20 protein-coding genes are annotated in these 22,826 nt (G+C 54.1%); 15 read left to right on the top strand and 5 right to left on the bottom strand.

Features of this window, described 5'->3' with window-relative positions:
* Positions 1-49: 49 nt before the first annotated feature.
* The 10 genes from ftsZ (H8527_RS06105) (at position 50) to H8527_RS06060 (ending at position 11,607) form a co-directional block, all read left to right on the top strand.
* Entirely contained in the window at positions 50-1,435 is a 1,386-nt protein-coding gene (gene ftsZ / locus H8527_RS06105; RefSeq protein ID WP_187546525.1) for a cell division protein FtsZ, read from the top strand.
* The gene (ftsZ, locus tag H8527_RS06100) at positions 1,428-2,678 is read left to right on the top strand and encodes a cell division protein FtsZ (protein ID WP_187546523.1); all 1,251 of its coding nucleotides are present in this window, start codon (positions 1,428-1,430) and stop codon (positions 2,676-2,678) included. Before ftsZ (H8527_RS06105) ends, ftsZ (H8527_RS06100) begins: the two co-directional genes overlap by 8 nt.
* 21 nt (positions 2,679-2,699) lie before the next feature.
* On the top strand, positions 2,700-3,149 hold the full coding sequence (locus H8527_RS06095; RefSeq protein WP_187546547.1) for a GatB/YqeY domain-containing protein: 450 nt from the start codon (positions 2,700-2,702) through the stop codon (positions 3,147-3,149).
* A gap of 816 nt (positions 3,150-3,965) precedes the next feature.
* Positions 3,966-4,286 carry a type II toxin-antitoxin system RelE/ParE family toxin gene (locus tag H8527_RS06090; protein WP_187546521.1) on the top strand — a complete coding sequence of 107 codons (321 nt, stop codon included), beginning with the start codon at positions 3,966-3,968 and terminating at the stop codon, positions 4,284-4,286.
* Positions 4,279-5,394: a HigA family addiction module antitoxin gene (locus H8527_RS06085; RefSeq protein WP_187546519.1), complete on the top strand. Its 1,116-nt coding sequence runs from the start codon at positions 4,279-4,281 to the stop codon at positions 5,392-5,394. Before H8527_RS06090 ends, H8527_RS06085 begins: the two co-directional genes overlap by 8 nt.
* 289 nt (positions 5,395-5,683) lie before the next feature.
* Positions 5,684-6,595, top strand: coding sequence for an IS982 family transposase (locus tag H8527_RS06080; RefSeq protein WP_187546517.1), 912 nt, complete (start codon positions 5,684-5,686; stop codon positions 6,593-6,595).
* Between the two features lie 120 nt (positions 6,596-6,715).
* On the top strand, positions 6,716-7,426 hold the full coding sequence (locus H8527_RS06075) for a DUF5131 family protein (protein ID WP_187546515.1): 711 nt from the start codon (positions 6,716-6,718) through the stop codon (positions 7,424-7,426).
* A gap of 141 nt (positions 7,427-7,567) precedes the next feature.
* A complete protein-coding gene (gene ribD / locus H8527_RS06070) occupies positions 7,568-8,743 on the top strand; it encodes a bifunctional diaminohydroxyphosphoribosylaminopyrimidine deaminase/5-amino-6-(5-phosphoribosylamino)uracil reductase RibD (protein WP_370539230.1) in 1,176 nt (391 codons plus the stop codon).
* Positions 8,744-8,910: 167 nt separating this feature from the next.
* A complete protein-coding gene (locus H8527_RS06065; RefSeq protein ID WP_187546513.1) occupies positions 8,911-9,495 on the top strand; it encodes a hypothetical protein in 585 nt (194 codons plus the stop codon).
* Positions 9,496-9,981: 486 nt separating this feature from the next.
* Positions 9,982-11,607, top strand: a complete 1,626-nt coding sequence (locus H8527_RS06060; protein ID WP_187546511.1) for an AMP-binding protein — start codon at positions 9,982-9,984, stop codon at positions 11,605-11,607.
* A gap of 108 nt (positions 11,608-11,715) precedes the next feature.
* Here H8527_RS06060 and H8527_RS06055 read toward each other — a convergent pair whose 3' ends face one another.
* Positions 11,716-13,371 carry a putative transporter gene (locus tag H8527_RS06055; protein WP_187546509.1) on the bottom strand — a complete coding sequence of 552 codons (1,656 nt, stop codon included), beginning with the start codon at positions 13,369-13,371 and terminating at the stop codon, positions 11,716-11,718.
* A gap of 156 nt (positions 13,372-13,527) precedes the next feature.
* Positions 13,528-13,809 (bottom strand): hypothetical protein, encoded by a 282-nt coding sequence (locus H8527_RS09735; protein ID WP_222935121.1) that lies wholly within the window; start codon positions 13,807-13,809, stop codon positions 13,528-13,530.
* A gap of 76 nt (positions 13,810-13,885) precedes the next feature.
* Here H8527_RS09735 and H8527_RS06050 point away from each other — a divergent pair, with 76 nt between their 5' ends.
* From H8527_RS06050 to H8527_RS06030, 5 genes are read left to right on the top strand one after another with little or no spacing between them, the layout of a single operon-like run.
* Complete coding sequence (locus H8527_RS06050) at positions 13,886-14,410, top strand: Lrp/AsnC family transcriptional regulator (protein ID WP_187546508.1); 525 nt, start codon at positions 13,886-13,888, stop codon at positions 14,408-14,410.
* A gap of 49 nt (positions 14,411-14,459) precedes the next feature.
* Positions 14,460-14,801, top strand: coding sequence for a DUF4491 family protein (locus H8527_RS06045; protein WP_187546507.1), 342 nt, complete (start codon positions 14,460-14,462; stop codon positions 14,799-14,801).
* Positions 14,802-14,806: 5 nt separating this feature from the next.
* A complete protein-coding gene (locus H8527_RS06040) occupies positions 14,807-16,594 on the top strand; it encodes a gamma-glutamyl-gamma-aminobutyrate hydrolase family protein (RefSeq protein ID WP_187546506.1) in 1,788 nt (595 codons plus the stop codon).
* 34 nt (positions 16,595-16,628) lie between these two features.
* Entirely contained in the window at positions 16,629-17,621 is a 993-nt protein-coding gene (locus H8527_RS06035) for a M28 family peptidase (RefSeq protein WP_187546505.1), read from the top strand.
* 39 nt (positions 17,622-17,660) lie between these two features.
* Positions 17,661-18,083, top strand: a complete 423-nt coding sequence (locus H8527_RS06030; protein ID WP_187546504.1) for a SufE family protein — start codon at positions 17,661-17,663, stop codon at positions 18,081-18,083.
* 142 nt (positions 18,084-18,225) lie between these two features.
* Here H8527_RS06030 and H8527_RS06025 read toward each other — a convergent pair whose 3' ends face one another.
* From H8527_RS06025 to ispD, 3 genes are all read right to left on the bottom strand, one after another.
* Positions 18,226-20,160 carry an Ig-like domain-containing protein gene (locus H8527_RS06025; RefSeq protein WP_187546503.1) on the bottom strand — a complete coding sequence of 645 codons (1,935 nt, stop codon included), beginning with the start codon at positions 20,158-20,160 and terminating at the stop codon, positions 18,226-18,228.
* A gap of 232 nt (positions 20,161-20,392) precedes the next feature.
* Positions 20,393-21,901, bottom strand: coding sequence for a GH3 auxin-responsive promoter family protein (locus H8527_RS06020; RefSeq protein WP_187546502.1), 1,509 nt, complete (start codon positions 21,899-21,901; stop codon positions 20,393-20,395).
* A gap of 6 nt (positions 21,902-21,907) precedes the next feature.
* Complete coding sequence (ispD, locus tag H8527_RS06015) at positions 21,908-22,690, bottom strand: 2-C-methyl-D-erythritol 4-phosphate cytidylyltransferase (RefSeq protein ID WP_255498534.1); 783 nt, start codon at positions 22,688-22,690, stop codon at positions 21,908-21,910.
* Between the last annotated feature and the right edge of the window lie 136 nt (positions 22,691-22,826).

The raw sequence follows: 22,826 nt of genomic DNA, 5'->3' as shown, positions 1-22,826 counted from the left end.
CTCCCTCTTTTGTGCTGTTCCACTTTCTCTCTCTATTCATTTTGCCATTATGTCCGACACCCTTTCTCCTGAACAAGATAAAGCCCTCATCCTCGACATCGAAATTCCGGAAACTACGCCCGCTGCCCCCCGTCCCTCGGCAGCGTCCGAGTCGCCCCGCAGCCATGCCGTAGATATCGACATTCCCTCCACAACCCCCAAAATCATCAAGGTGATTGGTGTGGGTGGCGGTGGTGGCAACGCCGTCAACTACATGTACCGCACCGGCATGCACGATGTCAACTTTGTGGTCTGCAACACCGACTCCAAAGCACTGGCCGACTCTCCCGTGCCCCACCGCCTGCAGTTGGGACACGAAGGTCTCGGCGCCGGCAATCGTCCCGAACGTGCCCGACAGGCCGCTGAAGAGAGCATCGATCAAATCCGCGAAATGCTCGACGACGGCACCAAGATGGTGTTCATCACCGCCGGTATGGGTGGGGGCACCGGCACCGGCGCTGCTCCCGTCATTGCCCACGAAGCCAAAGAGAAGGGCATCCTCACCGTGGGCATCGTCACCATCCCCTTCCGCTTTGAGGGCAACAAGAAAATCGACCAAGCCCTCGACGGTGTAGATGCCATTGCCAAAGAGGTGGACGCCCTCCTGGTCATCAACAACGAGCGCCTGCGCGAGATTTATCCAGAACTCACCATCCGCTCGGCTTTCGACAAGGCCGACAACACCCTCTCTGTGGCCGCTCGCTCCATCTCCGAAATCATCACCATGCACGGCATCGTCAATCTCGACTTCCAAGACGTCGGCACGGTGCTGCGCGAAGGCGGAGTGGCCATCATGTCCACCGGCTACGGCGAAGGCGAAAACCGCGTCACCAAGGCCATTCAAGACGCCCTCCACTCCCCGCTGCTCAACAACAACGACATCTACAACGCCAAGAAGATTTTGCTCGCCATCACCTTCTGCGCCGAAAGCAACGAAGGCGGCACCAGCGAACTGATGATGGAGGAGATGAACGAGGTGCACCAATTCATGTCGTCCTTCCAAGACGATGTCGAAACCAAATTCGGCCTCTCCACCGACAACTCCTTGGACAAGAAAGTCAAAATCACCATCCTCGCCACCGGTTTCGGCATGAACGCCGTGACCGGCATGCGCGAAAAGATAGAAGCACAGACCGAAGCCGAAGCCAAAGCCGCCGCCGAATGGCGCGTGGAGCTCGAAGAGCGCCGAGGATCGTACTATGGTTTCACCGACAACCACGGCGTGCAGCGCCGATTTGTCAAGGTGTTCCTCTTCGAACCCGAAGACCTCGAAAACGAGGAAATCATCACCCTCGTCGAAGCCATGCCCGCCAGCAAGCGCACCAAGGACTACCTCAACGGCATCAAATCCAAATCGACCACCAACCTACCCTTAAACCCCATCATCGATGCCTAACGAACTCATCGACCTTCCTGAAAAGGAAAAAGCGCCCTCTTCCGCTTCCATCATCAAGGTGATTGGTGTGGGCGGCGGCGGCGGCAATGCCGTGGGCAACATGTACCGCGAGCGCATCGAAGGCGTTCGCTTCTTGGTGTGCAACACCGATGCCAAGGCGCTGCAAGACTCTCCCGTGCCCGACCACATGCAGCTCGGCGAGGGACTCGGTGCCGGTGGACGCCCCGAGGTGGGAAAGCGACTGGCCGAAACCCACTTGTCGAAAATCCAAGAAGCCTTCGACGACAACATCAAGATGGTGTTCATCACCGCCGGCATGGGCGGTGGCACCGGCACGGGAGCCGCTCCCATCGTGGCCCGCGAAGCCATGAAGCGCGACATCCTCACCATCGGCATTGTCACCATCCCCTTCAAGTTTGAAGGCAATAAGAAAATCGACCAAGCCCTCGATGGAGTCGAAGCCATGTCGAAAGAGGTCGACGCCCTCCTTGTCGTCAACAACGAGCGCCTCAAAGAGATCTATTCCGACTATTCCGTGGCGGAAGCCTTCCGCAAAGCCGACGACACCCTCACCAAGGCCGTCCGCTCCATCGTGGAAATCATCAACATGCACGGCACGCAAAACCTCGACTTCCACGATGTCGACACCTGCCTTCGCGGTGGTGGTGTGGCCATCATGTCGAGTGGCTTCGGGCGCGGCGACGGCCGCATGACCAAAGCCTTTCAAGACGCCCTTGAGTCGCCACTCCTCAACGACCGAGAAGTCAAGCGCTCCCGCTCCCTACGCGTGGCTTTCTTCTATCCTCCCGAAGCCACCGGTAACAGTCTGATGATGGACGAGATGCAAGAGGTGGATTCTTTTATGGAGGGTTTCCTCCGTGATGTCGATACAAAATGGGGAATGGCAGAAGATCCCAACCTCACCGACGAAGTCAAAGTGACCATCCTCGCCTCCGGCTTCCGTCTCGACCCTGAGGAGGAAGAAGAGGCGCAAGAGGGCACCATCAGCCTCGAAGAGATGGAACACGAACGTGCCCTCGACGAGCGACGCCGACAAGCCTATGGCGACACCCAAAAGCGCCAACGCTACAACCGCATCTTCCTCTTCTCCTCCGAAGACCTCGAAAACGAGAAACTCTTAGAGGCGGTCGATGCCCTCCCCGTCTATAAACGAACAGAAAATGACATCCGCCACTTCCGCAGCATTGCCAATCAAGCTGCGGCTTTGGAGGTGATGGTCTAATCCCCTATCCCTACACATCCAATTATGCTTTTCGATCAAATCAGTGCCGACATCATGGCGGCCATGAAAGCCAAAGACAAAGTGCGCACACAAGCACTCCGCAACGTCAAGAAATACTTCATCGAAGCCAAAACAGCTCCCGGCAACAATGGTGAGCTCTCCGACGAAGCCGCCCTCAAAATCATTGCCAAACTCGTCAAGCAAGGTCGCGACACTGCCCAACTCTACACCGAGCAAAATCGTCCCGACCTGGCCGAAAGCGAACTGGCTGAGGTGGCGGCCATCGAGAGTTACCTCCCCAAACCTCTCTCCGACGAAGAACTCACCGCTGCTCTCCGCGACATCATTGCCCAAGTCGGCGCCACCTCGGCCAAGGACATGGGCAAGGTGATGGGTGTAGCCTCCAAGCAGCTCGCCGGAAAGGCCGATGGACGCGCCATCAGCACGAAGGTCAAGGAACTCCTGGCCTAAGGTTTTTCTCCTCCCGATGCTCCCTCACAGAGATGGAAGTTCCCCTGCGAAGTTCCATCTCTGTTGTTTTTAGTCTCCTCTTGCAAATGCCCCTCACAAATATATAGACATCTCGCCGGCCAAAAGCGCCACTCGCTCCCGACTTTAACACGGATTTAACACTTTGGGGCGAAAGTCCGGCACAGCATCAAAAGGCAGAACACGCACACCGGAACTCAGGAAGTGCCCAGCCACTTCGCCTCCCAAGGAGCGAGCCACATTTTCCTCAGAGGTAGTTTTGTTTTTCTCTGAAGTAGATGAAATTACCTCAGAGATAGTTTTATCTTTCTCTGAGGGGGGGTCGTTTTTCTCTGAGGGAGCCGGCACACGCCTCGGCTCGCACGCGTATACACTACACAATACCCACGTTTTTTACCTTCACTGCCTTCACCACACCCACCAATATGCGCGCTCCACCTCCCGAGATTTGCCGTTTGCCTTCACCTTTGCCTTCACCCATAAACCAAAGATTTTCAAGCACTTTCGCCTCTGGTGAAGGCAGTGAAGGCAAAAAACAGTCCCTATTGTAGGGTATACGCGCGCGAGGGCAGGATTCTCTTGACTGATGAACAAAGGTGAGATGAGGAAAGGGGGAAGCAAAGAGATATTAATTAATACTGAACACATACTTAGTTCCCACCCAAATAGAGTCATGTAACAACAAAATGAAGTCTTTTTTGTTAAAAGCGCCCAATAGTCAAACAATTATTGATTATCAATTTTGATAACAGAAATAATTGCATTATTTTTGTACCATTAAATCATGGCTGAACATTTATGAATATCACATCAGAAGACGAAGCTCTACTCGAATTATATGAAAATGGTAAGACATCAGACAAGAGATACAGAAGACTGCCGGTCCAAGTGATAAAAGGGTACAAGAAAGCCGTTGACTACATGAAAGCTGCTCGACGAATCGAAGATCTCTATCGCTTGAAAGGATTAAATTACGAAGCGTTGCATGGTGACAGAAAAGGACAAGAGTCTGTACGTTGCAATGACGCTTGGCGATTGATTTTCCAAAGTTCTCCTCTCGATGGAAGCATTATCATTACAGAAATAGAATTATTAGAAATATCATATCATTATGACTAAGTTTAGTTTTAATCAGGCAGTACCATTTGAGGCAACTCATGTGGGAGAAGTGATAAAAGATGAACTCGCTGCACGCAACATGAAGCAGAGCGAGTTGTCCGAACTCACAGGCATACAGAAGTCCATTCTGAATGATGTCATAAAAGGTAAACGTTCTCTGACACCCGAAATGGCATTATTGTTGGAAAATGCCCTCGACATTTCTGCTACATTTCTCATGAACATTCAAACCCAGTACGAACTTGACTGTGCGAAACAGAGTGAAAGAGTTGTGTTGCAAACTAAAATGCTGGAGATTTGGAATGTTCTCAAAGAACAAGTGAGTACGCAATTCTTTAGAAAGGTCGGTATTATCAAAGGCAACCTCATCGAGGATGTCAATCGCATCTTCGAGGTGTTTGGAGTAGATAATTTGGATGATTTCTTTGGTCTGAAAGCCAAGGAAATGGAATTGTCATATTATTATCGCAAGTCCGAAAAAGTAACAACCAATCCTGTTGATATTTTATCTTGGAAATACTATTGCTACTATCTTTCCAAAAACGATGAGTCGTTATTGGGAATCTTTGAGAAAAATCGTGTTTACTCACTGACTAAGGAGCTCAATAATGTTTTCAAGGAAAATTCAGGAACGGTCAAAAAAACAGGCAAAGTACTGAATAGGTATGGTATACGTTTTATGGTTGTCAAAAAGGTTGGGCAAGTACCTGTAGATGGAATGTCTTTCTGGATGGGTAATCATCCTACTATCGTTGTCACAGAGCGTATCTCATCTATCGACAATTTCGCCTTTACAATCTTACACGAAGTCGGACACGTTTATAGTCATCTTACGAAAGACGGAAAGGCTATGATTAATATGTTTGATGAAAAGAAAGATTCTGAAGAATATGAGGCAGACAATTTTGCTTTGAATGCAGTTGTCCCAAATGCTGACTGGAAAAAGTTCTTGGCAAGAACTCGTGATGTTGTGCCTTACAAAATTGCTCCTTACATTAAGGAGGAGGCTGACAAATATGAGGTAAATCCTCAAATTCTTTTTGGAAGGTATAAGCACGACATTGGTATATACAGAATCAGAAATTACTTTAATTCGAGAATTTTATAGTCGTCTAAGTAGGTGTTCAGAAAGAATTGACACAAGGGTAGTATCAAAGTAGAGAACATCCTACGATGAAGATAACTACGATTAATATTTAAGACCTTACTTATCAGTAAACAGCCACGATTTGCTTCTGATTCAAACAAGCAAATGGCTGTTTTTATTTTATGTAACCTGAGTTCGGTCTAAGAAAACGCCTTAAAAAGATTCCGCCAACTAGTTAAATAGTTGGCGGAAATGTTGGTCAATACAGACAGAGTTTGTAACTTTATAGGTGAAAATCAAAACGTTACAAATGGATTCTTCTGCATTGACACCTACAAAGGTACTCGAAATTTTCTACATAATCGACGATTTCTGCAAGGAATTTGAACCCCATCTCGCCAAAAAGCCGCTTCCGACCTCTGATAAGAAGAGGAGAAAGAGGGCTTTTGTGATGAGTGACAGCGAGATTATGACCATTCTCGTGGCTTTTCAACTCTCACAATATAGAAATCTCAAAGCTTTCTATCTCATGATTTGCCGGGAGTGGAGGAGTCTCTTTCCCAAAGTTCTATCTTACAACCGCTTCGTAGAACGTCAAAAAATGGTGGCCGTCAAACTCTCTTTGTTTCAGCAGATTCATTGTGCCGGCAAATGTACGGGATTCTCCATCATCGACTCTACGCCCATCAAGGTGTGTCATGTCAAGAGAAGTCATCGTAACAAGGTCTTCTTGGGAACAGCCCAAAAGAGCAAAGGAACCATGGGATGGTACCATGGTTTCAAACTCCATATCATCATCAACGACATGGGGGAAATCGTGGAATGGAAACTCACCAAATCGACGACAGACGACCGTATTCCTTTGAAAGAGAGTAGCTTTACGAAAAAGATATTTGGAAAGCTCTATGCCGACAAGGGATATATTTCCAAGAGTTTGTTTGACGAACTCTTTGTCGATGGCATTCATCTTGTGACCAAGATACGCAAAAATATGAAGAATCAGTTGATGGACATGAGCGATAAGATAATGCTTCGCAAACGTTCTCTTGTAGAAACCGTCAACGACGAGTTAAAGAATATCGTGCAGATTGAACACACCCGCCATCGGAGTTTCGATGGATTCTGCGTCAATCTTATAGCAGCCATCACAGCCTATCATTTCCTGACCAAGAAACCTAAGCTTGACCTCGAGATTATCGAGAGAGAAAGGTCGATTGCTTAGACCGAACTCAGGTTTTATGTAGGAAAAACGTTCGTTTCAGCGACATTTTCTACAAAGAGAGTGAAAAGACTCATCCAAGCGTCCTTCCAGATCGTCGGACAGAAAAAAACGTAACAAGACATGATACTTTGGAACCTCATCCACGGATGCCACCGCAAGAGCGAAGGGTGCCGACATTGCTACGTGTTTGCCCGCGATGAGCAACACGGCATCGACACCAACCTTGTGCGCAAAACGACCACCTTCGACCTGCCGATGAAGCGCAACCGACGGGGCGAGTGGAAAATCCCACCAGGCCGTCGGGTGATGACGTGCTTCTCGTCGGACTTCTTCCTCGAAGAGATGGACGCTTGGCGCAGCGAGGCTTGGCAGATGATGCGGATGCGCAGCGACCTGACGTTCTATATGGTCACCAAGCGCCCCGAGCGCATCACCTCGTGCCTGCCTCCCTTTTGGGAGGAACTGAAATCGCGCCTCTATCTCTGCTGTACGATGGAGAACCAGCGTTGCGTGGACGAACGTCTGCCCCTCTTTCTGCACACACCTCTCGTGCACCGCGAAATCATTGTCGAACCGATGCTTGAAGCCGTAGACTTCCACGGCAAGTTGGGAGGTATCGAACGCATCACGGTGGGCGGCGAGTCGGGGCTGAACGCCCGCCCCTGCCACTACGAATGGGTTTTGGACGTACGGCGTCAATGTCGGGAAGCCGGCATCGGATTTCACTTCAAGCAGACGGGAGGCAACTTCCACAAAGACGGAAAGCACTATCGATTGCCCCATCGCGTGCAACTCTCGCAGGCTGCCCGTGCCGGCATCGACCTGCCCTGATGGCGCAAGGAAGAAAGGAGGAAACGATGCCTTTTTTTGCAGTAGAAGTTGCTCCACTGCCGAAAAAGGCGTAAATTTGTATCGGTGAAACCTAAGTAGGTGTTCCAAATTAATGGATACCCTCTTTGTTTTCTTTTCCCCGTGAGAAAACTCCTTCTGCTCTGTGCCGGCGGTACGCTCAGCACACAAAACCTACACCTGCTGCCCCAACCTGAACGTGTGGAGCAACGCACTGCCCCACCCTTCCGAATCACCCCCGCAACGCTCAATAATCTCTCTGCCCACCGACACATGAACATCTCCCACGAACACTGGATGCAGCGCTGCCTCCAACTGGCACGCAACGGCAGTCTCACCACCTCGCCCAATCCCATGGTGGGCGCAGTCATCGTCTATCCCGACGAGCAAGGCGGGCGCATCCTGGGCGAAGGCTACCATATCCGTCCCGGCGAAGGTCATGCCGAGGTCAATGCTCTCCGCAGTGTGTCCCCGGCCGATAAGGCGCTACTCCCGCAGTCGACCATCTACGTCAGCCTTGAGCCTTGTGCCCACTACGGCCGCACTCCGCCCTGCGCTGCCCTCATCGTGCGCAGCGGCATTCGTCGGTGTGTGGTGGGTTGCGTAGACCCTTTCAGCAAAGTGGGTGGCCGCGGCATCAAGATGATGCGTGAAGCCGGAATAGAAGTCATTGTGGGCGTGCTTCGCGAAGCGTGCATCGACCTCAACCGTCGCTTCTTCTGCGTCAACGTCCTGCGCCGCCCCTTCATCACCCTCAAATGGGCAGCCAGTGCCGATGGGTTCATCGACCGCTGCCGTACCCTCGATGCCGAAGGCAACCCCATCGGGCGTCCGGCACAACTTTCCACCCCCACCACCCTGCTGCGGGTGCATCGGCTTCGGGCAGAACATGAAGCCATTCTTGTGGGACGACGCACCTTTGAACTCGACCGCCCGGCACTCACCGTGCGCCATTGGCCCGGTCGCTCTCCCCTGCGCTGCGTGCTGGGAAGTGTCGATGAGCGCGCCCTGCAAGCGGGTTTTCAGGCCTTTGCCGACATCGACAGTCTGCTGGATGCTTTTCGCCGCGACAGGGTGCAGTCGCTCTTTGTGGAAGGTGGCAGCCGATTGCTCCAATCGTTCATCGAGCGCGACCTCTGGGACGAAGCGTGGGAAGAACGCAGCACCGTCCGCCTCGGCGACGGCGTGCCGGCACCCACGATGCCTGCCGAGTTTGACCCCGAAGAAGAAACGCACTTCGGCACCCGCTACCGACATTGGCGAAGCCCTGTGCTGCAACAGCACTACGTGGACTTCTGAGCACAACAAGACCTCCCCTCAAATCCCGCGTCGAAAGAGTATGATTGTAGACATTAGGGCGACAACCAAAGACGTAAGGCATAAACCTAAATCATTCCACTCAAAAAGAATGTGATATTTTTTGTGTGTATGTTTTTTTTCTTTACCTTTGCACAAAATAAAAGAGTATGATAAAGTTCTTATTTCCTTTGGTATGTTTATTTTGCTTTTTCGTTTCTTGTCAAGAAGAGAATAGCAATATCGACCTCCTTAAAACGGCAGATGGTGGAGTGATTAAGGTAAAAAAAGAGGAAGTCATCTCTTTGGATCCTAAGAAGCTCAATTTTAGAAATTCGAGACCTTCGGGAGAAGGTCCCGTTATTGATACTTCTTATGGAGGGGTGACCACTTTAGAAAAAGAAGATTGGATAAGAATAAAATTCACCGACAAGGTTGAAGGTTTTGAAGCCAATAAAATCTACTATGCAAAGTATGCTGTTTGTTTGCAGAATATAGATATCCGTGGATATAATGAACTCACTCCTATTTATAGCAGAAAAAAGCACATGGGATTTCACCCATCAATACCTATAGAAAATATGGAGTTAGGTGCTCGAATAGATAACTGGGGTGGTAAAACCGCAAGATGTACAACTAAATTATTGTATATAGGATATGATGAGCAACTTCGTGAAGTAGATACTTACTATCCTATTCTTCCGAATAAAATTATTTGGTATACGGTTAAAAGTGTATACGATTGGAAATTATAAAATTAAAGTATTCCCTTTTGACTGGGGAATAAATTAGCACTATTCTGTTATCTATTAGAACATAAATTACATAATAGAGAATTTTATTGTACAATATAACTGCAATCAAGGAACTCAAAGCTCCTTGATTGCAGTTGTTTTTATTGATGAATTTGTAAAAGGTACGCGCACCAGCTACTTCCATCCACGAATAAACCTCAAAATATACCTATTTTCGGCCCTTATGGCTAGAAAAAACAAGGGTCAAGAAAGCCAGCAAATCCAGCCCAATAGAAGGGTGGAGCGAGGGTGGGGGAGGGGCATTTTTGCAAAGCGGACCCACACTTATGGAATGCAGAAAGGGCAAGGTAGGGGAGAATAGGACAAAAGAAGGAGGAAATAGACGTTTTTTAAGGAGAAGTCTTTGCCCTTCCCTCGGGAAATGCCTACATTCGCTTGGTCCTAACACAACAATACAACCAACACAAACCTCCCATACAAAAACTCATGAATACCCCTTCTTACGTACAAGGTGCGTCGAGCACACACCTGTTTGGCGAAACCATCAATAGCCACCTGCGCAACATCGTCGAAGCCAACCCGAACAACGATGCGCTCATCAGTGCCCACCAAGGCTATCGCGCCACTTATGCCGAATTCTACGAGCAAGTGGGGCGTGTGGCCAAAGGATTGATTGCCCTCGGCGTGCAGCCCGGCGAGCGCGTGGGCATCTGGTCGCCCAACTGCTACCAGTGGGTGCTGCTCCAATATGCCACGGCGCGCATCGGCGTCATCATGGTCAACCTCAATCCCGCTGCCCGCACCCACGAGTTGGTCTACGTGCTCAACCAGTCGGGCATCACCACGGTGTTTGCCGCCTTGCAGTTCAAAACGAGCAACTACAAGCAGATGCTCCGCAAAAGCCGCGTGAAAGCGCCCACCCTTGCCCGCGAAATCTATTGGGACGAGACGTGGGAACGCTTCTTGGCCGATGGTGAAAGCGTGAGCGACGAGACGCTGCGCGAGTGGGAAGACGCGGTGCAGTTTGACGACCCCGTCAATATCCAATACACCTCCGGCACCACGGGCAACCCGAAGGGCGTTACGCTCTCCCACCACAATATCCTCAACAACGGCTTCTTCATCGGTGAGCGCATGCACTACACCTCGGCCGACCGCGTTTGTCTGCCCGTACCCTTCTTCCACTGTTTCGGGATGGTTCTGGGCAACATGGCCTGCACCACCCATGGTGCTACCATCGTCATTCCCAACGATAGTTTCGACCCACGGGTCACTCTCGAAGTCGTAGAACGCGAGCGCTGCACCTCTCTCTACGGTGTGCCCACGATGTTCATCGTCGAACTGGAAGAGATGGAGAAGAAGGACTACGACCTGCGCTCCCTCCGCACGGGCATCATGGCGGGTTCGGTGTGTCCGCCGGAAGTGATGAAAAAGGTGAAGGAACTGATGAACATGCACGAAATCACCATCTGCTACGGCATGACCGAAACCTCCCCCGTATCGACCCAGACCCGCATCGGGGCACCCTTTGAGAAGCAAATCTACTCCGTCGGCACCGTGCAGGACCACATCGAAATCAAAATCATCGACCCCGACACCGGACGCGTGCTCCCACGCGGCAAAGCCGGCGAAATCTGCACCCGTGGCTACTCTGTGATGCTGGGTTACTGGAACGACCCCGAGTCCACCCAACGCGTGCTCGACGCGCAACGCTGGATGCACACCGGCGACCTCGGCTCGATGGACGAAGAGGGCTACGTCTACATCGAAGGACGCATCAAAGACCTCATCATCCGCGGCGGCGAAAACATTTCGCCCAAGGAGATTGAGGACTTCCTCTACACCCACCCCGGTGTCATGGACGCTCAAGTCATCGGTGTTCCCAGTGAGAAATATGGTGAAGAACTCATGGCCTGGGTTATCCTCAAAGAAGGGGTTACCCTCACCGGCGACGACCTCCGCGCTTTCTGCAAAGACCGCATCGCTCACTACAAGGTGCCGCGTTACTGGAAGTTTGTCACGGAGTTTCCGATGACCATTGCCGGCAAAATCCGAAAGGTCGACATGCGCGAAATCTCCGCCCGCGAACTGGGACTCACGGAGAAGAAGTAAGGGCACGGCCTTTTACATCCCTCTGAAAGGAAATGAGGTCTTAGGTAGAGCGATTTCTACCTAAGACCTCATTTCGTTTGTTTGCTCAACGGTGTTACCGTCGGTGGTTCAGGCAAACCAGAGCATGACGATGATTTGAGCGATGATGACGCGCAGAAACATGCCGAGGGGATAGACGGTGGCGTAGGCGATGGAGGCGCGGTCGCCGGGGAGGGTGTCGTTGACATAGCCCAAGGCGATGGGATTGGCCATGGCGCCGCAGAGCATGCCGGCCGTGGTGGCGAGCGACTTGTGGCGATAGTTCACCGCGATGGCGGCCACGAGGATGAGGGGTAGGGCAGTGAGGAGGGCGGCAATGCCAATCCATTTGAGCGCCGCCGGCTGCATCACCGTGGCCAGGAAGTCGCCACCGGCATCCAACCCCAGGCAGGCCAGATACATCGAAAGGCCGAGCGAACGCAGCATCAAGTTGGCCGACTGTGTGGTGTAAGCCACCATGTGCAGGCGCGGGCCGTAGCTGCCGATGAGGATACCCATGATGATGGGTCCGCCCGCAAGCCCCAGCCGGACGGGATAACTCAGGCCGAAGTTGAGGGGGATGCTCCCCAGCAGCAGACCGAGCGTGATACCGATGAAGATCGTCACCATGTTGGGCTCTTCGAGATGTTTCACCTCATTGCCCAATTCGTCGATGACCTGTTCCACACTGTCCTTCGTGCCCACCACGGTGATGCGGTCGCCGATGCGCAGCATGAGTTCGGGCGTGGCCAGGAGTTGGAGGTCGGCACGCTTCACGCGGCTCACCGTCACGCCGAAGCGGTTGCGCAAGTGGAGGTCGCGCAGGCGCTTGCCGTTGATGCCCGAGCGAGTGATGAGGATGCGGCGCGAGACGAGGTGAGGGTCGATGGTGTTCCAGTCGATGTTCTTCTCCATCCAGTTGGTGTCGTCGTGGCTACCGAAGAGTTTGGTGAGCAGGTCGACCTGCGTCTTTTGGGTGATGACGAGCAGGCGGTCGCCCTTCTGGATGACAGTGTCGCTGCCGGGGAGGATGACTTCGCCCTCGCGCCAAATGCGCGACACGACAAACTTGGCATGGGCAAAGCCAGTGACGATTTCGTAGATGGTGAGGCCGAAGAGGGCGGGGTTGCACACGCCGTAGGAGGTGATGAAGGCTTCGCTATCGCTGTCGCTGTCGTCGGGGTGCTCGTGGCGCTTGAGCCACCCTTTCATCACCACCAGCACGATGATGACACCAATCATGCCGATGGGGTAAGTCACGGCGCAACTCAATGCTGCCACGGCCGAGGGTTGCCCCAGCTGCTTGAGCGTCTGTTGGGCGGCACCGAGGGCAGGCGTGTTGGTGGTGGCGCCGCACAGCACGCCGATGAGGTCGGCAAAGGGGAGCCATCCGGCGGCTGCCATGGCCAGCGTCATGAGCGTACCGAGCAGTACGATGCCCACCGAGAGTACATTTAGTTCTGTGCCGCCGTGCTTGAAGGCACTCATGAAGCCCGGACCCACTTGCAGGCCGAGGGTGTAGACAAAAAGGACAAGCCCGAAACTTTCGGCATAGGAGAGCATCTGAGGGTCGAGCTCCAGTCCGAGCGCACCGGCCAAAATGCCGGCAAAGAACACGAACGTGATGCCCAGACTGATGCCCTTGAAGCGAAATTTCGCCAACGAGAGCCCTAAGGCACAAACGGCCGAAAGGACAATGACGGCCTGAATGGCCGAGGGCGTGGTGAGAAGGTCGATGAACCACATGATGAAATCTGCGGGAAAGAAAAGCAGTGAAATAAAAGGGGAGCAAGCTCCGAGAAAAAGAGTGTTTTTGGGAGGGACGCGGCCCTATTGCCGCAAAGGTAGAGAGTTTTTGATGAACGAAGAAAGATTTACCCACTTTTTTTGCACTTTCCACCTTCATCGGCCGATTGCAGGCCGTTTTCCGCGCTGTTTGGGCGTGGTGGCGCCTTCTTCCGAGAGGAGTGCTGCTTTCTTTCTCCTTGTGCAGTGTGTTCCGGGTCGTTGGCTAATGAAGTTTTCTTTCAACGTGTAGAAAATTCCATCACGTAACGAGAAGACGACGGCGGCACACGCACCGGAGCACCGGCCACAAAGGTCGGCGGCACTGCAAAAGCCGCAAATGTCTACTTCCGACAACTGCTTTCCCGCAAATTCCTCCTCCAAAATGACACTTCGCATAAAAAAAAGTAGAAATAAAGCGCTTTGTCAAAAGTTTTACCTATTTTTGTACTCTCAACAAAACACGAACTACAATATGAAGAAAGCAGATTTACTGGACCGTAAGATCCTTAGAATCATCTCCATCGACGCCCGCCGCAGTTTCAAGGAGATTGCTGCACATTGCGGTGTGTCGCGCGCTGCCATCCATCAGCGTGTCGTGCGCATGATCGAAAAGGGCATCATCACCGGAAGCGGCTATCAGGTGAGTCCGAAGTTTTTGGGTTTCGGCACTTGCACCTACATCGGCATCAAGCTCGAACGCGGCTCGATGTACAAGCAGACGGTCGACCAACTCAACAAAATTCCCGAAATCGTGGAATGCCACTTCACCACCGGCCCTTACACCGTCTTGGTGAAACTCTACTCTCGCGACAACGAGCACCTGAAAGACTTGCTCAACAACAAAATCCAAGAAATCCCCGGTGTGACCTCCACCGAAACGATGATTTCGCTCGAACAGAGCATCTCACGCACCGTCCCCATCCTCTTTGAAGTGGAGGACTACCTCGACAAGAACGGCCCACTACCCATCCACCTTGTCGATGAGGTCGAAGACTAAACACTGAGCACGCTCGGCGTGCTTTTCCCTTTCTATCATTCTACAAACTATGACCCTCTACTATCAAGGTGCCTTGCTCGGACTGTGCACCTTCCTCATCATCGGCGTTTTCCATCCGATTGTCATCAAGGCTGAGTACTATTTCGGCACGCGCTCTTGGTGGGCGTTTCTGGTGGCCGGCATTGCTGCCGTCATCGGTGCGCTGTACATCCAAAGCGTCTTCTATAGTGCCGTCTTGGCCATTGTCGGTTTTTCGTGCCTTTGGAGCATCATCGAAATCTTTGAGCAGCGCCAACGCGTCATCAAGGGCTGGTTTCCGATGAATCCAGAACGCAAACACACCTATCCTGCCGACGCTGTGCCTTATCAGGGCAAGGCCAAAAAGAAATAAGCGCTATGAACCACGATTTAGCAACGCTCTATGCGCAACACACGGAGCGTTTTGCCCCGAAGCGGCCGCTGATTGCCATCACGGGCAATTTCGGAGAGAAAGGTTGCGAACTGGCAGCCGGCTATTACGAGTCGGTGCTCGCGGCCGGGGGGACACCTCTCGTCCTTCCGCCTTCGGCCGACCTCGCAGCCCTCGAACCGCTTCTCGACCGCATCGACGGACTCCTCCTCTCGGGCGGTGCCGACCTCAATCCTCTCTGGATGGGCGAAGAGCCCATTCCTCAGCTCGGCGGCATCAACCCTGTGCGCGATGGTCAAGAGTTGCTGCTCGTGCGTCTCGCGGCCGACCGTCAAATCCCGATGCTCGGCATCTGTCGCGGTATGCAGGTGATGGTGGCGGCCTTGGGCGGTCGCGTCTATCAGGACACCGCTGTGCAGCGTCCCACAGATGCACCGTTGCTCGTCAAACATTCGCAAACGGCACCGCGCAACGAAGCCACCCATGGCGTGACGATTGAGCCCGACAGCACTTTGGGCCGACTCTTCGGCACGCACATCGCCGTCAATAGTTTCCACCACCAGACGGTGGCCGACCCCGGGCCACGACTTCGCATCACCGCTCGCGCTGCCGACAACGAAATCGAAGCGGTCGAAAGCACCGAGCACAAGAGCCTTCTGGGCGTGCAGTGGCATCCCGAGTGCATGGAGCGCGAGGTGATGCGGCCACTCTTTGCCCACCTCGTCGGTGAGGCCGAAAGCTATCGCTGTGCACGGGATTTTCATGACCGTCATCTCACGCTCGACTCCCACTGCGACACACCGATGTTTTTCGACCGCGACATCGACTTCAATCGGCGCGACCCCCAGATTTTGGTAGACATCCACAAGATGACCGAAGGAGGACTGGACACGTCCATCATGGTGGCCTATCTGGCACAACAGGGACGCAGCGAAGCCGAACACCGCCAAGCCACCGCCCGCGCCAACAACATCCTCGACCGCCTCGAAGCCATGGTGGAGCGTTGTCCGCAGGCGCGCCTCGCCTTTACGCCGGCACAACTTTATGCCAACAAGGCGGCCGGCCTGCACAGCATCATGCCCGGCATCGAAAACGGCTATGCCTTCGGCACCGACCCGGCCAACGTGGAGCGCTTCCGCCGGCGAGGGGTGGTCTACACCACGCTCTGTCACAACGGAAACAACGAAATCTGCGACTCGGCACGTCCCGGCAAGCACGATCTCGAGCGCTTCCCCTCCACACAAGGAGCGGAACACGACGGCCTCTCTGACTTTGGTCGCACGGTGGTGCGGGAGATGAACCGCGTGGGAATGATGGTCGACCTCTCCCATGCGGCCGAAAGCACCTTCTACGACGCGCTCTCCTGCTCCTCGCTCCCCATCGTGTGCAGCCACTCTTCGGCACGCAGCCTGTGCGACCATCCGCGCAATCTCACCGACCATCAACTCCGTGCTTTGGCCGAAAAGGGTGGGGTGGCACAGTGCACTTTCTATAAGGGCTTCCTGCGCACCGACAGCGACAAGGCATCCATCGACGATGCCGTGGCCCACATGCTCCACATGATTGCCGTGGCCGGCATCGACCACGTGGGCATCGGCACCGACTTCGACGGCGACGGCGGTGTGCCGGGCTTGGCCGATGCTTCCGAACTGCTCCACCTCACCCGCCGTCTGCAAGCCGAGGGACTGACCGACGGCGACCTTGAAAAACTTTGGGGCGGCAACTTCCTCCGCGTCATGCAGGCAGTACAAGAGGCGGGCGAAATCAAACTTTGAGGAAAATCATCCCTACCTTATTTTATCACAAAATATGAACACGAAACTTCTCTTCTTCCTTTGCCTCGCGCCTTTGCTCATGGCCTGCAAAGGCAGCAAATCCAGCGGCGATACCCCTGCGATTGACTCTGCACTGGTGTGCAAGGTGCAGTTTGATGCCGACTCTGCTTTCCACTTCGTCAAGGAACAATGCGATTTCGGCGCACGCACGCCCAACTCCACCGCCATTCAACGCTGCGGCGACTATATCGTCGCCAAATTCCGCAGTTACGGACTCGACATTACGGAACAAAAGACCACTCTCAAGGGTTGGGACGGCACTTCTCTGCGCTGTCGCAACATCATTGCCGCCTACAAGCCCGAAGCCAAAGACCGCATCGTCATTGCGGCCCACTACGACTCCCGCCCCTGGTCCGACCAAGACCCCGACTCCACGAAGCACCGCCTGCCGGTCATGGCGGCCGACGATGGCGCATCGGGCGTGGCGGTGATGCTCGAATTGGCGCGCCACATCCACCGGCTCAATCCGGCTTTCGGCGTCGACTTCGTTTGCTTTGATGCCGAAGACTACGGTGCTCCCTACTGGGCACCCGAATCCGCCCGCAATGATGAAAATACCTGGTGTCTCGGTTCGCAATATTGGAGCAAGAACCCCCATCGTCCCGGCTACACAGCCCGTTTGGGCATCCTTCTCGACATGGTGGGCGGCCGCGGCAGCAAGTTCCACTACGAGGGATTCTCTCTCCAAAACGCACAGGACGTGGCCGTCCGCGTGTGGGACGCTGCGCGCTATGCCGGAGCAGCCGACTTCTTCCCCCAAGCCAACGGTGGCTATGTCACCGACGACCACATCCCGATGAACACCATTGCGCTGATTCCCACCATCGACATCATCCCCTTCAATCCAAACGGCGGCTTCACGCCTCATTGGCACACCACCACCGATACCCCGGACAACATCGACCCGGCCACCCTCCGCGCCGTCGGACAGACGGTGTTGCAATTCCTTTCTCAGGAAAAGTTGTAGTGCTCGCTTTCTAAAAACATCAAATCACCCATTTACCACATGACCATCAACGAAATACAAGACGAAATCATCGAGGAATTTACCGAGATTGAAGATTGGATGGACCGCTACCAGTTGCTCATCGATTTGGGCGAAGCGTGCGATGCCCTTCCGGCCGAAGAAAAGAACGAGTCGAACCTCATTGACGGATGCCAGAGCCGCGTCTGGATTGTGTGCGACGAGCACGCCGACGGCATCCTCCAATTCCGTGCTGAGAGCGACGCCCTCATCGTCAAGGGCATCGTGACTCTCCTCCTCCGTGTGGTCAACGGTCATACGGCACAGGAAATCCTCGATGCCGACCTCTATTTCATCCGCGAAATCGGGCTGACCGAGCATCTTTCCCCCACACGCTCCAATGGTTTGCTCGCCATGATCAAGCGCATCAAGATGTATGCCCTTGCCGTCTCCGTGCGCGGATAAGGCAGTTTTCATCCCCAAAAAGAGGGTCGTTTGCACTCAGTGCTTCACGCCCATCACACCACAACCAACGAGGAGGTGCCCCGGCATACGGAGCACCTCCTCGTTGTGGGTAGGGTAGTGTCGATGTTGAGAAAGGAAAGCATCAGCGGCCGCCGCGCTGTCGCAGGCGGTCGATGTTGCGCTGATGGGTGTTGTTTTGACGCTTTTGCTCCTTTTGCTTGATGAGGCGGGCAGGCTTCTGCTTGTTGAGCGGAAGGGCTTTGACATTCCAAGCGGGGTTGCTGTCCCAGTTGGCGCGCACCTCGATTTCCTCAGGATAGTAGTAGACCTCCTCGGGAGGCGTGTGGGTGTCCCAGCGGCCGGGCGTCCATCGGCCGTCGCCGTTGTGGTCGAAGAAGCAACGGAGGAAGTATTTGCCGGGGCGGATGTAGTAAAATTCCGCACGGCCGTCCTGTGCAAGCACCTGTGTCGTGGGATTTCCGCTCTGGTCGAGCAGTTGCACGATGGTCGTGTCGGAGGCTTGGGAGAGGGAGACAAAGAGCGTACCGTAGTCTTCGAGTTTGCCGATGGAGAAGGAAGAACGCACGGAATCGTTAGACAGCCCATAGAGGCTCGTCAGCGCTCCCGATTCGAGGTGCAGTTCGTATTGCTGCCCCGGTCGCCATTCGGCCCTCAGACGTCGCGCAAGGAGGTTGCCGGGCAGACTGTCCAACTCAAAGGGAGCTTCGCGGAAGGTGCTGTCTACTTTGAGCCGCAGATGGATACGTGTCGTGTCGAGGCGCGCAAGGGGCTGCTCGAACTTCAAGGTGAGGTTTTGCGCGGGGCTGATGGTGCGGTCGGTGGGCAGTTGCGTGGGTAGGAAGACCACGGGCGGCTTTTCGTCGGTGTAGTCCCCGCGCTTGTGGCGCCGTTCGCGCTGCTTTTCCCACTTTTCGAGTTCTTTGGCCTTCTCAGCCAGCCGTTTGGCAAAGGTGGTGCGGGGCACGAGTTCGAGGGTGTCGGTCTTCAGATAAGGGCGTTGGAGCGAGTCGTCCCACTCTTCGAAAGTGTAGGCCAGGCGCAGCGTGTCTTGGCGCAGGAGAGTGGTGTCGGCCAACCAGTAGGTGAGGGTGTCAAGGGCGAGGTTGCGATTTTCGACAAAGGCATTTTCGGACTTGAAGTTGAGCCCTCTGAGGGTGGGAACGTGGGTCGATGGAGCGGTGAAGAAGGTGGTGAACTGCTCCGGCACATCGCGTTGCGCCTTGAGGAAGTGGCGCGGCTGGCGAGCCTCCTTGAAGGCCGTGACCACGACATCGTCGGGCGTGAAGTGGGTGAAGGGGATGACGCGGATAGAGTCGTAGCGCACGGAGTCTATCCACAGCGTGTCGTAGCGTGTGTCAGGAAAGGACGATGGGACGAGCTTTTTGTCGAGAAAACCGATGATTTCACTCGGTTGTGAGAAGCGATAGTCGGCATCGGCATCTTGGAGGGCAAAGATGCGATATTTCCGAGTGGGCGACACCCCTTTGATGGAAAAATAGCCTTGTCCGTCGGTGCGTGCCACACGTTCGAAAGGCGTTCGGGTGAAGGCGGTGTCGGCATCGCTCGTGTGGAGGCCGACGAGTATGCCCTTCATCGGTTCGAGGTCCTCGGCGTTGAGCACGTGTCCCGAGATTTGCATCGTATCAGTCACTGCGCCCGTCGAGAAGATGTAGGTGTATTGCCCGAGTGGGTTGCCTTCGTTGTTGTCGGTGATGGCATCGGAAAAGTCGACCGTGTAGGTGGTGTTGGGGATGAGCGAATCGAGGATTTCGACCGTCACACGGCGTCCCGACACCTTAATTTCAGGCTGCTCCTTCTGTGGGGGCGACACCGTAATCTTTTCGTTGGCATTGTCGACCTTGATGAGTTCGTCAAACACGAGGGTGAATTTCGTGCGCTTCCCACCGGCCACCTTTTCAGGATTGGTGGCCGAGACGATGCGCGGCGGAGTTTCATCATAGGGGCCGCCATCGGGGCCGCTGCCTTGATTGGCACAACCCACCACGGCAGCAAGGGCGGCAAGGAGGAGGAGGAAGAGGAAAGGAATGCGTTTCAAGGGAATGTTATGTTTGAAATGGAAGAAGAAAAATAGGGTTTCCGAAGTCTCTATAGGACGCTTGTTTGAAAGGGGAAGCGGAGGGGGTGAATTTATCTCAGAGGTAGTTTTTTTTAGCTCTGAGGTAGAAAAAACTACCTCTGAGGTAAATTTTTCTACGACCTATATAGTTTTTCGCACCAAGGCAAGGCGGCGTTCGTGGTTTGAAAAATCACCTGCCGACGGCCCTATGCTACATCATGGCTATGATCTGCTCGATAATATCGCGGTGGTTGGCGAGGCGGGGCACTTTGTGCTGTCCACCGAGTTTGCCACGACTTTTCAGCCAGTCGTTGAAGAGGCCTTCGCGGGCGGGGAGAATTTCGAGACGTTGGAGGGTGATGTCTTTGTAGCGCTTGGCCTCGTAGTCGGAATTGATGCGCTGCAAAGCGTCGTCAAGCGCAGTGGCAAAGGCTTCGAGATCCTGTGGTGCGCGGCGGAACTCGATGATCCACTGGTGGCGACATTTGCCTTCGGCGTCCATGAAGACCGGTGCGGCGGTGTATTCGCTCACCTCGGCTCCGGTGGCTTGACAGGCTTGTTTGAGTCCCTGCTCGGCATTGTCGACCATGAGTTCTTCGCCAAAGGCGTTGATGAAACTCTTGGTGCGTCCCGAAATGATAAACTTGTAGGGGCGTGTGCCGGTGAACTTCACCGTGTCGCCAATCTGATAGCGCCACAATCCGCAGGAGGTGCTGATGACAAGGGCGTAGTTTTTGCCCACTTCCACTTCCCAAATGGGGAGCACGGTGGGATGGTCGCTACCCACTTCTTCGAGGGGAATGAATTCGTAGAACACGTCGTAGTCGAGCATGAATTCCATGGCTTTGTCGGCCGGGTCGGTCTGCAATCCGAAGAAGCCTTCGGAGGCGTTGTAAGTCTCCATATAGTGCATCTTCTTTGAAGGTATCATACGGAGGTACTGTTCGCGATAGGGAGTGAAGGCCACCCCACCATGGAAGAAGACTTCGAGGTTCGGCCACACTTCGTCGACCGTCTTGGCTCCCGTGATTTCGAGCAGCCGCGTCAGTACGGCCATCATCCACGAAGGAACACCGCTCAACGAGGTGACGTTGGCGTGCATCGTTTCGCGGGCAATGCGGTCGCGCTTTTCTTCAAAATCGGCCAAGAGAGCCGTCTGCTTCTTCGGAACTCGGAACAGGTTGACGAAGGTACTCACGTTTTCGTTGAGAATGGCACTCAAGTCGCCCACCAATGCCGTTGGCGAATTGTAATTGGGTTGGTGGCTACCGCCCAATATTAACCCTTTTCCGGAGAACAAACGGCTCTCGGGATAGTTGCGGAGATAGAGTGCCACAGAGTCGCGGCCGCCGGCATAGTGCAGGTCTTGGAGACCTTGCGCACTGACGGGAATGAATTTGCTCTTGTCGTTGGTCGTTCCCGATGACTTGGCATACCACCGCACTGCACCGCGCCACAACACATCGCGCTCTCCGTGGCGCATCCGGTCGATGTCGGTTTTCAGACTTTCGTAGTCGTTGAGCGGCACACGTTCGGCAAAATCCTCATAGCCGCGCAGCGTGGCATAGTCGTAACGCTCGCCCCACTCGGTGCGCGCCGCTTGGCGCAGCAGACGTGCGAGGACTTCACGTTGCAGAGTTTCTGCGCGCTCGGCAAAGGAGTCGATGATACGCACACGATGGGCAAAGAATTGGCGAACGAGGGGGGTGATGTTGAGCATAGGAGGTTATTGATTGAGATACTGTTCCAGCACGATGAGGTCTTCGGGATAGGTGAGTTTGAGGTTGGTTTCTTCACCGCGCACCAAAGCGATATCGACTTCGGGGGCGTAGCGAAACACCACACCGCAATCGTCGGTGCCGCGGAAGTCGGGGTCGAGCATGGCTCTCCGATAGGCTTCGCGGAGGGTGTCGGCGTGAAATCCTTGCGGGGTTTGCACGCGCCGCAGTCGGCTACGGTCGGGCACGGCAATGGTGCGCCCCTGTTCGTCCACCTCAATCATGGTGTCGGTGGTGGGCAGGACGACATTCACAGCCGCGTGCGTTTGCAAGGCTTGGCACACTTCGCTGATGATGCGTAGACTTACCGCAGGGCGCACCGCATCGTGGAAGATGAGATCTACGTCGGCTCCTTCATAGGCACGAAGGGCCGCCAGCGAAGAGTCGTAGCGTTCCGCTCCACCGGTGAACCAGTGGCGCAGTTTGGGGTGAGGATTTCGCTCCACCACACGGCGCATTTCGTCGAGCCATTGCGCGTTGGCGACAATCGTAATTTCATCGATTTCGGCACAGGCTTCAAAGGCCGCGATACTGTGTTCGAGCACCGTTTTTCCGGCCAGAGTGAGGAGTTGTTTGGGACGGTCGGCACCCAGTCGGCTGCCCACGCCGCCTGCCAAGAGCACGGCTATGTTCTTTCGCATTTCGAGAATTCGGGAAGAGGGGAGTTGGCACGCATGGAGCAGGCGCGTGCGTTGTATATTCAAGGCAAAGTTACCACTTTCGACCGACATCGACCGCGCTTTCTTCTTTTTTTTGCCCACACGGCCTGAAATGTCGCCTAAATCGAGGTGCTGTGAGAGTTCAATGCGCTATAAGTAGATGTTCAAAATTAATCGTAGCTATCTTCTTCGTAGGGTGTTCTCTACT

The sequence above is a fragment of the Alloprevotella sp. Lung230 genome (genome assembly GCF_014385435.1).
Taxonomy (GTDB): Bacteria; Bacteroidota; Bacteroidia; order Bacteroidales; family Bacteroidaceae; genus Alloprevotella.
Note: the sequence above shows the minus strand (reverse complement) of the source record. Positions and strands in the feature narration are given on the sequence as shown.